This window comes from Thalassospira permensis NBRC 106175, from assembly GCF_000714555.1.
GTDB lineage: Bacteria > Pseudomonadota > Alphaproteobacteria > Rhodospirillales > Thalassospiraceae > Thalassospira > Thalassospira xiamenensis.
This window is the reverse complement of sequence record NZ_AUNC01000067.1, coordinates 40,645-53,980: the sequence shown is the minus strand read 5'-3', so window position 1 is coordinate 53,980 and position 13,336 is coordinate 40,645. Positions and strand designations below refer to the sequence as shown.

11 protein-coding genes are annotated in these 13,336 nt (G+C 53.4%); 9 read left to right on the top strand and 2 right to left on the bottom strand.

Features of this window, described 5'->3' with window-relative positions; all coding sequences use genetic code 11:
• Window positions 1-658: 658 nt before the first annotated feature.
• Window positions 659-1,687, top strand: a complete 1,029-nt coding sequence (locus SMB34_RS18795; RefSeq protein WP_007090785.1) for a GGDEF domain-containing protein — start codon at window positions 659-661, stop codon at window positions 1,685-1,687.
• Window positions 1,688-1,858: 171 nt separating this feature from the next.
• Window positions 1,859-2,893: a hypothetical protein gene (locus SMB34_RS18790; protein WP_007090784.1), complete on the top strand. Its 1,035-nt coding sequence runs from the start codon at window positions 1,859-1,861 to the stop codon at window positions 2,891-2,893.
• Window positions 2,894-2,978: 85 nt separating this feature from the next.
• Here SMB34_RS18790 and SMB34_RS18785 read toward each other — a convergent pair whose 3' ends face one another.
• On the bottom strand, window positions 2,979-3,296 hold the full coding sequence (locus SMB34_RS18785; RefSeq protein ID WP_007090783.1) for a hypothetical protein: 318 nt from the start codon (window positions 3,294-3,296) through the stop codon (window positions 2,979-2,981).
• A gap of 84 nt (window positions 3,297-3,380) precedes the next feature.
• The gene (locus SMB34_RS18780) at window positions 3,381-4,004 is read right to left on the bottom strand and encodes a LysE family translocator (protein ID WP_007090782.1); all 624 of its coding nucleotides are present in this window, start codon (window positions 4,002-4,004) and stop codon (window positions 3,381-3,383) included.
• A gap of 628 nt (window positions 4,005-4,632) precedes the next feature.
• On the opposite strand from SMB34_RS18780, the gene SMB34_RS18775 reads away from it, so the two are divergent.
• The 7 genes from SMB34_RS18775 to rodA all read left to right on the top strand — a co-directional run bounded on the left by SMB34_RS18775 (window position 4,633) and on the right by rodA (window position 13,328).
• Window positions 4,633-6,183 (top strand): 2-isopropylmalate synthase, encoded by a 1,551-nt coding sequence (locus tag SMB34_RS18775; protein WP_007090781.1) that lies wholly within the window; start codon window positions 4,633-4,635, stop codon window positions 6,181-6,183.
• Window positions 6,184-6,346: 163 nt separating this feature from the next.
• Entirely contained in the window at window positions 6,347-7,249 is a 903-nt protein-coding gene (locus SMB34_RS18770) for an alpha/beta hydrolase family protein (protein ID WP_037992355.1), read from the top strand.
• Between the two features lie 182 nt (window positions 7,250-7,431).
• Window positions 7,432-8,472 (top strand): rod shape-determining protein, encoded by a 1,041-nt coding sequence (locus tag SMB34_RS18765; RefSeq protein WP_007090779.1) that lies wholly within the window; start codon window positions 7,432-7,434, stop codon window positions 8,470-8,472.
• Window positions 8,473-8,597: 125 nt separating this feature from the next.
• A complete protein-coding gene (gene mreC / locus SMB34_RS18760; RefSeq protein ID WP_007090778.1) occupies window positions 8,598-9,578 on the top strand; it encodes a rod shape-determining protein MreC in 981 nt (326 codons plus the stop codon).
• Entirely contained in the window at window positions 9,575-10,090 is a 516-nt protein-coding gene (gene mreD / locus SMB34_RS18755) for a rod shape-determining protein MreD (RefSeq protein WP_007090777.1), read from the top strand. Before mreC ends, mreD begins: the two co-directional genes overlap by 4 nt.
• A gap of 153 nt (window positions 10,091-10,243) precedes the next feature.
• Window positions 10,244-12,160: a penicillin-binding protein 2 gene (gene mrdA / locus SMB34_RS18750; protein ID WP_037992352.1), complete on the top strand. Its 1,917-nt coding sequence runs from the start codon at window positions 10,244-10,246 to the stop codon at window positions 12,158-12,160.
• 4 nt (window positions 12,161-12,164) lie between these two features.
• The gene (gene rodA / locus SMB34_RS18745) at window positions 12,165-13,328 is read left to right on the top strand and encodes a rod shape-determining protein RodA (RefSeq protein ID WP_037992351.1); all 1,164 of its coding nucleotides are present in this window, start codon (window positions 12,165-12,167) and stop codon (window positions 13,326-13,328) included.
• Window positions 13,329-13,336 lie beyond the last annotated feature (8 nt).

The following is a 13,336-nucleotide window of genomic DNA, read 5'->3' as shown; positions in this document are numbered from 1 at the left end:
CTTCCGACGGAAGCGGCATTATTCGAACCACATTTTTCCGACCTCAGATCCGTCACCATTCCCATTCAGCCCCCCACACGCAAGAAGGCAGGCCGGATCAATCTGGCCATACCTGATTTAACAAGCAACAGAGCGGGCCATCCGTCGCATCAGGCGCGACGGCCAAATGTGAACATTTTCACAAAATTGAACATAGAAAGATTGTTTTTCAATGCCCCAACATATGTCAGAAATCACTTTATTGCACCGAGTCCCTCGATAGTTTTGCAAAACCAAACGAGAGGCCAAAAGCGAATCACATGGCGCTTGCCCCGGCTCCACACGAAGTACCACCCGCAAATACACGATGCATTCCCTGAACAATAAAACAGGAATATAAAGCATCAATATTCAATCAAAAGAACCAACCACCTGTAGCCGTTAGGATTTCTGGCGTCCCTGTCCGTTCGTATTTCGAATGTTCGATTTTGTCATAATTGTTGACGCGGTTTCTCGTGACAAGCAGAGGCAATTCGGTTGAAGATAGAAATAAATGTGTGAAAAGCAGCACGCCGTCACAACATATTAAAAAAACGAGCAAACCGGATAATTCCGGACGGATTGGGACACAAGCAGTTGGTAAAAAGGTTAAGCCGAAGACCGGATCGGAAAACATAAATTGACTGCCACGACAAAGATCGCCAATCCACGCGACATTGCGCACAATGTCATGACGCTGATCTCCGAGTTGAATCTGCAGCCCACGCCGCAGGTTTATCACGTATTTTACAGCTATCTGACCGATGAGATTCCCGAACTGAGCCAACTGATCAAGGTCTTGATCCGCAACACTCAGGAACTGGATGAAGAAACCGTTTTCCGGATTTACCACAAATTCCTTGGCACACATGCCCTGCAACAGCGACTGAATATGGGGGTCGAAGGATTACAGGCTGCGGTCGAACGGGTCGAAGAAGCTGTTCACAGCGTCCTTCGTGAAACCGAAGGCTTCTGCGAGCATCTGGACAATGCCTCTGATCAGTTAAGCTCGGACGATATCACGCTTGAAATCGCGCGCGATGTCACACGCGGACTTTCAAGTGCCACCCGCGATGCGCATGGCCGTTATAGTGAATTCAACGGTTGCCTTGACGAGTACCACAATGAAGTTCGCCGGGTTCGCAGCGAACTGGAACTGGTCCGCCGTGATGCATTGACCGATACCCTGACCGGGATAGCCAACCGTAAGAATTTTGATGCATCGCTTCGTGATGCGGTCACGACAACGATGGAAACCGGTGCCCCGTTAAGCCTTTTGATGATCGATATCGATCATTTCAAAAACTTCAATGACAATCACGGCCATCGTGCCGGGGACGGGGTTTTGAAGGCTGTTGCACGGGTTCTCGTCAATTCGACCAAAGGGGCGGATACCGTTGCGCGTTACGGTGGCGAAGAATTTGCCGTCATCCTGCCCGACACGACATTGGAAAACGCCACGAAGCTTGCCAACAAATTGCGCGACAATGTCTCAGGTCAAAGAATTATCAACAAGAAAACAGGCAAGGATTTCGGTAAGTTAACCGTTTCAATCGGCTTGACGTCTTATAAGCTTGGCGAGAATATACTGGAGTTTGTTGACCGTGCTGACGGCGCCCTTTATCAAGCCAAACAGGAAGGCAGAAATACCTGCATTATGATAATGTGACATATCTGTCAGGTTGAGACTGGAAACATCGATACGTTCTCCCAACCTTATCGGTATGAGAATATGGACACTACCAGTCCCGGGGGCTGCTGCAATAAACTGACTGTCAACCCTATCGCAGGAGCTGACGATAAATCAGACCAGCAGTACCAATCCGGGCGGAGCAAATAAATGAACAAACCGACGCGCGAACGGAAACTTGATCTTGAACACAAGGTCTTTAAATCGTTCGAGGAATGCCATTTCCAAAAGTCTGACCTTTCGGACGAGGCTCTTTTTGTGCTGAAAATGGCCGAAGGATCGGTTGTATCCCTGCCCCTTAAGGCGGTTTGCAAGGAATTCGGGATCGACCCGGATTCAAATGATGGTGAACTGATTGGCCTTGTCGACAAGTCACTGGATTTCGTCAATGTGCTGCGCCCCGGCGATGATTTGCCGCTCGAAGTTCTGACGGGCGAGGCGTCGTGGGATGTCGATGAAGATCACCGTGCAATCGCCTATAACCGCCTGACCATGCAGCTTGTCACCTGGATGTCCGGGAATGAAGAACTGATCACTGATCCCGAACAGCTGATGCAGATCGCCGAAGACCCCGGCACCAAGAAAAAGATCAATCAGGCATTCGACGAAGTCGCCGATAAACTCAATATCGGCCGCGAAAACCGCGAGGAAGTCGTCAATCTGGTTCATCAGGTCGCCGAGGAACTTTCTTATGTCGAAACGCTGCGCGACAAGTACCGCAATGTGAAAAAGATCGACACGAAGCTGCAGGAACTGCGCCGTATCTATGCACATGAAAAGGGCGTTCTGGAAACGGTCACACAGGTCATTCGCCTTATTGATGATGCGATGAAAAAGTTTGAAACCAGCTTTGACGAGATTGACGCCAATACCGGCGAAATCATGTCAGTCCTGCGTAACTTCACGACCCAGCGCCAGTATATCCGCAACAAGCGCGATGATCTGTATCGCCGTCTGCGGGCATGGGAACCGCTTTTTGAACGCTGGGATACGATGGCACTGGAACGGGGCGCACCGGCGGTGCGTCTGGTCCGCGATACATATCAGTTCCTTGCCCCACGCTTCATGAAGGTCAAGGAATGGCTGATGATGACAAAGGTGCAGGACGGGATTGCCGCAGGCCAAAGCTTCAAGAATGAAGACGAACGCATGGGCGCTCTCAAAGGCAAGATGATGCAGTGGTAACACTGATCCGACCTTGATCGCCCTGCCCTCAATTGCAAAAGCGCAGCCAATGCCGCGCTTTTTCTTTTGGGCGTTAAAGTCGTCCCTATTGCTTCATGATCTTTAGCGCGACATGCCCATCAATCATGGTAATCGACTTTTTCGAAGATGCCGGTACCGGCACGCGCACATCAATGCAATAGGCAATCAGGGCTGCCGCCAGTTCTGCACCTGCCGCCGGGACAATTATCGGGTCACCATGATCGGCAATGATATTGAGCCGTGCCGCAATTTCAGGAGATTTTTCAATTTCGAGCCTCCCGATCTGACCGGGCGGCAATGGCTTTCCGGTGCGGCGGCGATATCCGACCAGCGCCTTGATCAGCTCGCTTTCCTCGAAAATGATGCAGCGCAATTCGCGCATGATGGCTCTTCCTGCAAATAAACTTATACAACGATATAAGGCAGGATAATCCGATTTAAAGAGGTTTTACAAACAAATAGGCCCCTAGCTTGACGCCAGCCAGATCCCGACCGCGATCATCAGCGTCCCGGCGATCCGATTAAGGATACGGACATTCCCGCTTTTTTCCAGAAAGTGTCGCAACGACCGGCCGCCGGTCGCATAAAGCGTCATGCAAATCAGTTCTGTCACCAGAATGATTGCCACCAGCACGGAAAGCTGCGGCGCGATAGCATGATCCAGACTGATAAAGGGTGGCAATAGAGCCACCATAAACGCCCAGCCCTTCGGATTGGCAATCGCAGTCACAAACCCCTGAGAAGCAAGCGCAAATGGGGTCGCGGGGCGGGAGGCATCAATTTCAGCGTTAAATGCCATGCGTCCGCGCGAACGCCACATCTGGATACCCAGCCACGCCAGATAGGCGCCACCCACATATTTGAAAACAGCAAAGACCGCCGGATATTCCAGCATCACCGTTGCAACACCAAGGGCCGAGGCCACCACGACAATCCCCACACCGACAAGTTCGCCCATCATCATCCAGACGGTACGGCGCACGCCGATCGTCATTCCCATTGTCAGCGCAAGGGTCATGCACATGCCTGGCGTGATCGAGACAAAGAAGGCCGTCGGGATAAAGGCCCCGATCAAAGACAGGCTTACCATCGTGTATATCCGTAAGTTGGTGGCGGCACTTGATACGAAACGTTATCGGAAAATTTTCTGGGGCATTTCGCATCGATACTGCAACAGATAACCAAGAATTTGAACACTTCAAGCGCAATCTTTGGCTTGGGTGGTTTGCCATTCTCGTATTTGATCAATTTAGCTCTATCCTATGCTGCACGCCGCCATATGGGCCCGCGACAATACCGTCGCGCTAATTTCCACCCTTAAAAGCGCATCAAAGATACAAAAATTACTTGACCTTGGCGGGCCGTCCGATGAAATTGGGTGCGTCGCCAGCACAGCCTGGCACTTCGATACCATTTGATGAAGACCGATGACCGCAGACATTTGCAACATTCCTGCAATTGCCGATCGCACCGAAGCCGATGCTTCGGGTGCCTTTGTGTTGTCTGCTCTAAACCTAATTCTCGGTCTCCTTGGTCTCGCAGCGCTCGGGTCGCTACGACTTACCCGCCCCTGAGCGTACGAAGACGGTTCGGATTACCAAATAGGTCAATCCATTTACCGCAGCTCAGGGGAACAAGTCGCGCCAAAAGGCCCGCACTCTTTCCAAATTAACGTTTCAAATTTCGGGCAAAGTCCCGCTTGATCAGGAATTACGGTAATGGCTAGTGCTAACGACAATCGCGTCATCATTTTTGACACCACCCTGCGTGACGGCGAACAGTCCCCGGGTGCATCAATGACGCTCGATGAAAAACTGCGTGTGGCACACGCATTGGCAGAAATGAAAGTCGACATCATCGAGGCAGGCTTTGCCATCGCATCGAATGGCGACTTCCGGTCAGTCAATGAAATCGCCAAACAAATCAAGGGCCCGACCATCTGTTCGCTGGCCCGCGCGGCCAAAGGTGACATCGAACGGGCCGCCGAAGCACTGGAACCGGCAGAAAACAAACGCATCCACACCTTCATTTCCACAAGCCCCCTGCATATGAAATTCAAATTGCAGATGGAACCGGAACGCGTTCTGGAAAAGGTGATTGAAAGTGTTACACTGGCACGCAAATTTACCGACGACGTTGAATGGTCGGCCGAGGACGGATCGCGCACCGAGCATGACTTCCTGTGCCGTTGCGTTGAAGCCGCGATTGATGCCGGCGCGACCACCATCAACATCCCCGATACGGTTGGCTACACCACCCCTACCGAGTACGCCGACCTGATGACCATGCTGTTTAACCGTGTGCCAAATATCGACAAGGCGATCCTGTCGGTTCACTGCCATAACGATCTGGGCATGGCGGTTGCAAACTCGCTGGCGGCTGTCCATGCTGGTGCTCGCCAGATCGAATGCACGATCAACGGTCTGGGCGAACGCGCAGGCAACGCGGCACTGGAAGAAATCGTCATGGCGCTGAAAACGCGCAACGATGCCTTCCCGTATGAAACCGGGATCGATTCAACCAAAATCATGAACGCATCACGTCTGGTGTCGGCTGTGTCGGGCTTCGTCGTACAACCGAACAAGGCGATTGTCGGCGCAAACGCCTTCGCTCATGAAAGCGGCATTCATCAGGACGGCTTCCTGAAGAATTCTGAAACCTATGAAATCATGAAACCGGAAAGCATCGGCCTGAACAAATCAAGTCTGGTGATGGGCAAGCATTCCGGCCGTCATGCCTTCAAGGAAAAGCTCAAGGAACTGGGATTTGCCGAACTGGGCGACAATGCCATCGAAGACGCGTTCGCCCGCTTCAAGGAACTGGCCGACAAGAAGAAAGAAGTCTATGACGACGACATCGTCGCACTGGTCGATGATGGCATGCGTGATAACGAACATATCAAGTTCGTGTCGCTGGCTGTCACCTGTGGCTCCAAAGGTCCGCAGACCGCCGAACTGGAACTGAATGTGAATGGGGAAACCCGCACTGCCAAAACCACCGGCGATGGCCCGATTGATGCAACCTTCAACGCCATCAAGGCAATCTATCCCCATGACTGGAAGCTTAAACTCTATCAGGTTCATGCTGTCACCGAAGGCACGGACGCACAGGGTACGGTTACCGTCAAACTGGATGGTGAAGACCGCACCGTGGTTGGCAATGCATCGGATACCGACACCGTTGTCGCATCCTGCGTGGCCTATGTCACCGCGGTCAACAAGCTGATCGAGAAAAGCCAGAAAACGGCACCGGACGCCATGGCTTCCTGATCAGGCATTCTGCATTTTGAGAATAAAGGGGTGGTATTTGCCGCCCCTTTTTCCGTTTCAGGGCCGGTTTCCGTCAGGTACCCCTGCTGTTTAGCAGGTAAGATCGCTGTGAACCCGCGCATTCTGTGATACACTATGCCTCTTGAACGAAGGGGCCAGAGCCATGACCATGCAGCCTGTTCTTCAGTTTCATCACCGATCTGTTGCCATTACGATATTGGCGTTTTGTGCAGTTGTGATTGTCGCTATGACGCCACACGCAAAAGCCGCTGCGATTAATGATGTGCAGAAAATCGACATACCATCTCAACCTTATCCGGTAAGCGGACTGCGGCAGCGTTTGATTGACGCGGGAAAAGCCATTCCTGATGTCGATAGCAGCCTGCAATTCGATATTCCCGGCCTCTATTACCCGCCTGTGGATGAAAACGCTAAAACCGCAGCGGTAATTGCTGTTCCTGATTGTGACGACCGTTTTCCGGAAGACTGGATTACCGCGCTGCATGATGCAGGTCTTGCGGTTCTTCGCATATCGCCCGGAAAAGCCCACCCTTCGCAAAGCTATTGCACGGCCGGAACACTTGATAATCCGAAACACGGCGTGACCTATTGGGCCTTTGATGCACTAAGCGCGCTTGAGTATCTGGCAGGACAGGATGGTATCGATCCTGATCGGATTGCGATTTTCGGTTACGGATACGGTGCGGCTGCCGCCCAATTCGCGATCTATCGCCACGGTCACGCCAAACGATTTGATCAGCGGTTCGTCTCGATGGTGGGACTGCGTGCCCAATGCATGTCGGAAATGGATAATTTCGTTCCCGCATTGCTGGTGACGGTAACGGGGGATCGGCTAAACCCGCCGGCATGGTGCCAGTGGCGCATGGATCGGGACCTGCATGCGGATCGCGAACCGGTAATGTTTAAGATGCTTCAAAGCAATGAAACACCGGAAAAACAAGCGACTCGCAAATTTCTGAAAGTGGAAACCGGCCCCGAGACAACTGCCCTGGTCATGGATTTCCTGCTTAAAACTGGAATAATTCTCAGGGAAGATAAACCTTGAATGAAAACGCCAACACCATATGGCGGATCATCTTTTTGCATCTTATTTCAAGTCTTGTGACCCGTCTTAATTATTCCTCAATTCCCTGAGCAGATTATTCGTGCATCGACTGGCGCGTTACGCTATCAAAGCCGGTACATTCGTATTCAAGATTTTACTATTAACCGGGGCATAGGGCAGGAATGTTTTCCAAGCTTCTTGGGGTTTTATCCTCCGACATGGCGGTGGATTTGGGCACCGCCAACACACTGGTTTACGTCAAAGGGCGTGGCATCGTCCTTAACGAACCATCCGTGGTAGCCATCACCGACGAAAAAGGCAAGAAACAGGTACTTGCCGTCGGGGAAGAAGCTAAGCAGATGCTCGGGCGTACGCCCGGTTACATTCAGGCCATTCGCCCGCTGCGCGATGGCGTGATTGCCGAATTCCACATCGCCGAAGAGATGATCAAACACTTTATCCGTAAAGTGCATGGCCGTCGCAACTTCGCAAGCCCGGAAGTCATCATTTGCGTTCCATCTGGCTCGACCGCCGTTGAACGCCGCGCCATTCAGGAAAGTGCTGAAAGTGCCGGCGCCCGCAAGGTCTGGCTGATTGACGAACCGATGGCAGCCGCCATTGGCGCGGGTCTTCCGGTCACCGAGCCGACCGGCTCCATGGTTGTCGACATCGGCGGTGGCACCACCGAGGTCGCGGTTCTGTCGCTTGGCGGTATCGTTTATGCCCGTTCGGTGCGTGTTGGTGGCGACAAGATGGACGAGGCGATCATCGCCTATATCCGTCGCACCCATAACCTGCTGGTAGGTGAAAGCACCGCAGAACGCATCAAGAAAGAAATCGGTTCAGCCTGCGCACCAGACGATGGTGATGGTGCAACGGTTGAAATCCGAGGCCGTGATCTGATGAATGGCGTTCCGAAGGAACTGATCATTTCCGAACGCCAGATTGCAGAAAGCCTTGCAGAACCTGTTTCGGCAATCATCGAGGCGGTGAAAGTCGCCCTTGAACAGACCCCGCCGGAACTGGCAGCCGACATCGTCGACAAGGGTATCGTTCTGACCGGTGGTGGCGCAATGCTTGGCAATCTGGACTATGTCCTGCGCCATGCAACCGGCCTTCCGGTTTCTATTGCCGATGATCCCCTGTCCTGCGTTGCGCTTGGTACGGGTCGTGCACTCGAAGAAAAGAAGATGCTTCGCAACGTGTTGCACACCGCCTACTAAGGCGAAATGGCAAAAAACATCTCACCGGGTCATGTCCTGACTGGACGCGACTCGGTGATTTCGTTAAGGTTGAATATCCCACGGGGATTTCGGGACAACTTTTCTGATCTAATGCGGGGAATATAGTGGCTCAGCATGGCGGTCCGCAGCAGCGTATCTTTTCGCCGTTACGTACGGCGCTTCACCGCTTCGCCTTCATCCTTCTGATCGTTTCGGCGTTTGGCCTTATGCTTCTGGGCAAGGCTGATACCGTTCTGATCGAAAGGATACGAGCCGCTTCGGCCGATCTTGTATCCCCGATCATGAATGTTGTTTCCCGTCCCGCCGCCAGCATCAACGAGCTGACGGAACAGGCGACCAATATATTCAATCTCTATGAACAGAACGAACGCCTGCGTCGCGAAAACCGCGAATTGCTGGCGTGGCAGCAGGTTGCCCGTAATCTGGCGCATGAAAATGCCCGCCTGCGCGACCTTGCCGATTATACAAGCCCGCCGCCATTGCGCCTTGTCACCACCCGCGTGATTGCCGATATGGGCGGTGCCTATGCGCACAGTCTGATGGTATCGGCCGGTTCGCGCGATGGCGTGATCAAGGGACAGGCTGTTATGTCCGACGAAGGGCTTGTCGGACGTGTTGCCGAAGCAGGCTATCAGGCTTCGCGCGTTCTGTTGATTACAGACATCAATTCGCGCGTCCCGGTGATTGTTGAAAATTCGCGTGACCGTGCGTTTCTGTCGGGCGACAACACAGACCGCCCGCTTTTGACCTTCCTGACTGCGGATGCGGCGGTTGCGCCGGGTGATCGCATTCTGACATCCGGTCATGGTGGTGCCTTCCCGCCTGGCATTCCGGTTGGTGTCGTTTCATCCGTTTCGGAAAATGCTGTGCGTGTCGCACCACTGTTCCGCCGCCACCAACTTGAATATCTGCGCATCGCGGATTATGGCCTGCAAGGCATCCTGAGCGATCAGGCCATGCGCCGTGATCAGCAGAATGATGGCGTTATTCCCAACGGTGTTGGCATCGTACCCAATGACGGGAACGATGCAGCAGCAAATATGCCAACGCTTGGCCCCGCACAGCCAACGGATCGACTTCCGTGAAGCCCGGTGTCTGGCACAGGCTGGATATCATTGCGCGAGGCTTGTTTCCGGCATTCAGCGTTTTCATTCTGTTGCTGTTTAATCTGCTGCCGATCAGCGTGCCATTGCTCAGCACCGCATCACCTGCATTGCCTTTGATGGCTGTATTTTACTGGTCGGTGAACCGCCCGGATTTGCTAACCGCGCTGACGGCATTCTTTCTTGGACTGTTGCAGGATTTGCTGACAGGCCTGCCCCTTGGCGTCAGTTCGCTGGTCTTGCTGCTCGTGCAGACCGGATCTGCAAGCCAGGGCCGTTTTTTCCATAACAAGCCGTTCAGCGTAATGTGGTGGGGTTTTGCGTTGGTCGCGATCCCGGCACTGCTGGTTCAGTGGCTTTTGAGTTCGGCATTAATCGGGGCCTTCTTGCCGATCAAGTCGACATTGATTAGCTATGTACTGACTGCGGCACTTTTCCCGCTTGTTGCATGGGTTCTGGCACGGGCGCAAAATACGCTTCTGCGCCATATCTAGAACAGCACCAGCTGGATCAATATTGATGTTTTGGCAATAGCTACCGGCTATGTTTGAAAGACAGTTTTCAACATGCACCGCACAGGATAAAACGGGCACGCAAGTTTCCGGAATTCCGTCGGGGCACTCCGACCAGCAGGTTTGACGACGCCGATGTGGCACCGTGACTCAGACAGATATCGCATGTTTACCCGCCGCGCCCTGATGCTCGGCGCGGGGCAGGGTATATTGCTGACCGGTCTTGCCGCACGCATGTACTATCTGCAGGTAATGGAAAGCGACCGTTACAGGGTCCTTGCCGATGAAAACCGGATATCCCATCGCCTTTTGCCGCCACCGCGCGGCCTGATTACCGACCGTTTTGGTGCTCCGGTCGCGGTAAACCGGCAGAACTATCACATCATGATCGTTCGCGAACAGGCGCAGGATGTTCGGAGGACCCTGGAAATTCTGGGTCAGATCATCGAACTTGGCCCCGACACCATCGAACGGGTTGAACGTGACGTCGCGCGCAGACGGTCCTTTGTCCCGGTTACGGTGCGCGACAATTTAACTTGGGAAGAAGTTGCACGCGTCGGCGTTAACGCCCCGGACCTGCCCGGTCTGATCATTGATGCCGGTCGTTCGCGCGATTATCCCGAAGGTCCGCATCTGGCGCATACTTTGGGCTATGTGGCGGCCGTGTCGGAAAAAGAACTGACCGGCGATCCATTGCTTGAACTGCCCGGGTTCCGGATTGGCAAAAGCGGGATCGAGAAAGTTTACGATCTGGCACTTCGCGGCAGTGCTGGCACCAGCCAGGTCGAAGTCAATGCACTTGGCCGTGTCATCCGCGAACTTGACCGCGAAGAAGGCGACAGTGGCAACACGGTTGTCATGACCCTTGATCTTGAATTGCAGCGTTACGCCAACCAGCGCCTGTCAAACAAGGAAAGCGCATCTGCCGTTGTGCTTGATATTCATAACGGCGAAGTGCTTGCGATGGCATCGCATCCGACATACGACCCGAACGCCTTTACCAACGGCATTTCGCACAAGCTATGGAACAGTCTGGTCAATAACGAATACGCACCACTGTCTAACAAGGCCGTCACCGGGACCTATGCACCGGGTTCGACATTCAAGATGTGTGTCGCCCTTGCCGGACTTGAAGCCGGTGTGGTTACAGCCAATCAGCGTTTCTTCTGCCCGGGTCATCTTGATCTTGGCAATGCACGGTTCCATTGCTGGAAACGTGGCGGGCATGGCTGGGTCGATATGCATGACTCGATGAAACATTCCTGCGATGTTTATTACTATGAAATATCGCAAAAGATCGGCATCGACCGTATCGCCGCCATGGCCAATAAACTGGGCCTTGGCGAATTGACCGGTATCGACCTTCCCAATGAACGTTCCGGCCTGATCCCGACCAAGGACTGGAAGGAAATCCAGCTCGGCAAACGCTGGCAGGGTGGTGAAACCCTGATTTCGTCAATCGGTCAGGGATACGTCCTGGCAACGCCGTTGCAACTGGCGACCATGGTTGCACGCATTGCATCGGGCAAGGCTGTTAAGCCGCATCTGACACGCGATCATGTCACCGCAGAAGGCATCACCAGCCGGGCGAATGAGGAATTCCCCGAACTTCAGGTCAACCGTGCCCATCTGGCGCGTATTCGCGACGGCATGAATGGTGTCACCAACGAATTGCGCGGCACGGCACATCGGTCGCGGATTGATATCAAGGGCATGGAGATGGCCGGTAAGACAGGCACCAGTCAGGTCCGCCGCATTACCATGCGCGAACGCCAAACCACCGGGGTTCTTGATAACAATGATCTGCCGTGGAAATACCGCGACCATGCGCTGTTTGTTGCCTTTGCACCGGTCGACAATCCCCGCTATGCCTGCGCGGTTGTTGTGGATCACGGTGGATCCGGTTCGGGCATCGCTGCACCGATTGCACGTGACATTCTGATCAAGGCGCAGGAACTGAAATCTGCACGCCCGGGCATATCGGCGGCCAACATTCAATCCACCGCGCAATTATCGCACCCGTCACAGACAGACCGCGAAGAAGAAGGCTAGAACGATGGCAAGCCGCAGATATCGTATCGGCGAAGATCCGGATTACGTGCCAATCGGTCGCCGTCTTTTAATGCTTAACTGGACGCTGGTATTGCTGATTTCCGCACTGTCGGGGATCGGTTTTGCCATGCTGTATTCGGCTGCCAACGGTTCGGTTGAACCATGGGCGGAACGTCAGATGATGCGTTTTGCTGTTGGCGCCATCCTGATGATTGGTATCGCGGTTACGGATGTCCGTGTCTGGTTGAAACTTGCCTATTTTTCCTATTTCGTCGCGCTGATCCTTCTGATTGGGGTTGAAATCAAGGGGGATATTGGCATGGGGGCGCAACGCTGGATCAATCTTGGTTTCTTCCAGTTGCAACCATCCGAACTGATGAAAATCTCGCTTGTGCTGGCACTTGCGCGTTATTTCCACGGCCTGACTGTCGAAGAAGTGGGGCGCATTCCGCTTTTGATACCGCCACTTTTAATGGTTCTGGCTCCTGCGGCACTGGTGCTGCGCCAGCCTGATCTGGGTACTGCCCTATTGCTGATTGCCGGTGGCGGCGTCATCTTCTGGCTTGCCGGGGTTCGGATGTGGAAATTCGCCCTGATACTTGGCGCGGTTCTGGCAATCATTCCCATCGGCTGGCAGTTTCTGCGCGATTATCAGAAAAACCGCGTTCTGACGTTCCTGAACCCTGAAAATGACCCGCTTGGTGCGGGCTATCACATTACCCAGTCAAAGATTGCCCTTGGGTCGGGCGGCCTGTTTGGCAAGGGTTATATGCTGGGATCGCAAAGCCATCTGAACTTCCTGCCGGAAAAACAGACCGACTTTATCTTTACCATGCTGGGTGAAGAGTTCGGGCTGGTTGGCGGATTGGCGTTGCTGCTGCTTTATACCATGGTAATCATGTATGGTTATGTGATTGCGCTTCGGTGCCGCAACCAGTTCGGTCGCCTTGTCGCAATCGGGATCACCTCGACCTTTTTCCTGTATGTCTTCATCAACATCGCCATGGTAATGGGACTTATCCCTGTGGTCGGTGTTCCGTTGCCGCTGGTATCGTATGGCGGCACGGTGATGATGACCATTCTTGTCAGCTTTGGCCTTCTGATGAGTGTATCAATCCACCGCGATATACGGATTTCAAGACAGGGAAATGACGACGGCCGTCAATAGCCCCCAAC

Bases quoted from the DNA above. Each gene is read 5' to 3' on its own strand.
- SMB34_RS18785 (WP_007090783.1), bottom strand. From the start codon at position 3,296: ATGCGCGAATTGCGCTGCATCATTTTCGAGGAAAGCGAGCTGATCAAG.
- SMB34_RS18780 (WP_007090782.1), bottom strand. From the start codon at position 4,004: ATGGTAAGCCTGTCTTTGATCGGGGCCTTTATCCCGACGGCCTTCTTT.
- SMB34_RS18765 (WP_007090779.1), top strand. From the start codon at position 7,432: ATGTTTTCCAAGCTTCTTGGGGTTTTATCCTCCGACATGGCGGTGGAT.
- SMB34_RS18770 (WP_037992355.1), top strand. From the start codon at position 6,347: ATGACCATGCAGCCTGTTCTTCAGTTTCATCACCGATCTGTTGCCATT.
- mrdA (WP_037992352.1), top strand. From the start codon at position 10,244: ATGTGGCACCGTGACTCAGACAGATATCGCATGTTTACCCGCCGCGCC.
- SMB34_RS18790 (WP_007090784.1), top strand. From the start codon at position 1,859: ATGAACAAACCGACGCGCGAACGGAAACTTGATCTTGAACACAAGGTC.
- SMB34_RS18775 (WP_007090781.1), top strand. From the start codon at position 4,633: ATGGCTAGTGCTAACGACAATCGCGTCATCATTTTTGACACCACCCTG.
- rodA (WP_037992351.1), top strand. From the start codon at position 12,165: ATGGCAAGCCGCAGATATCGTATCGGCGAAGATCCGGATTACGTGCCA.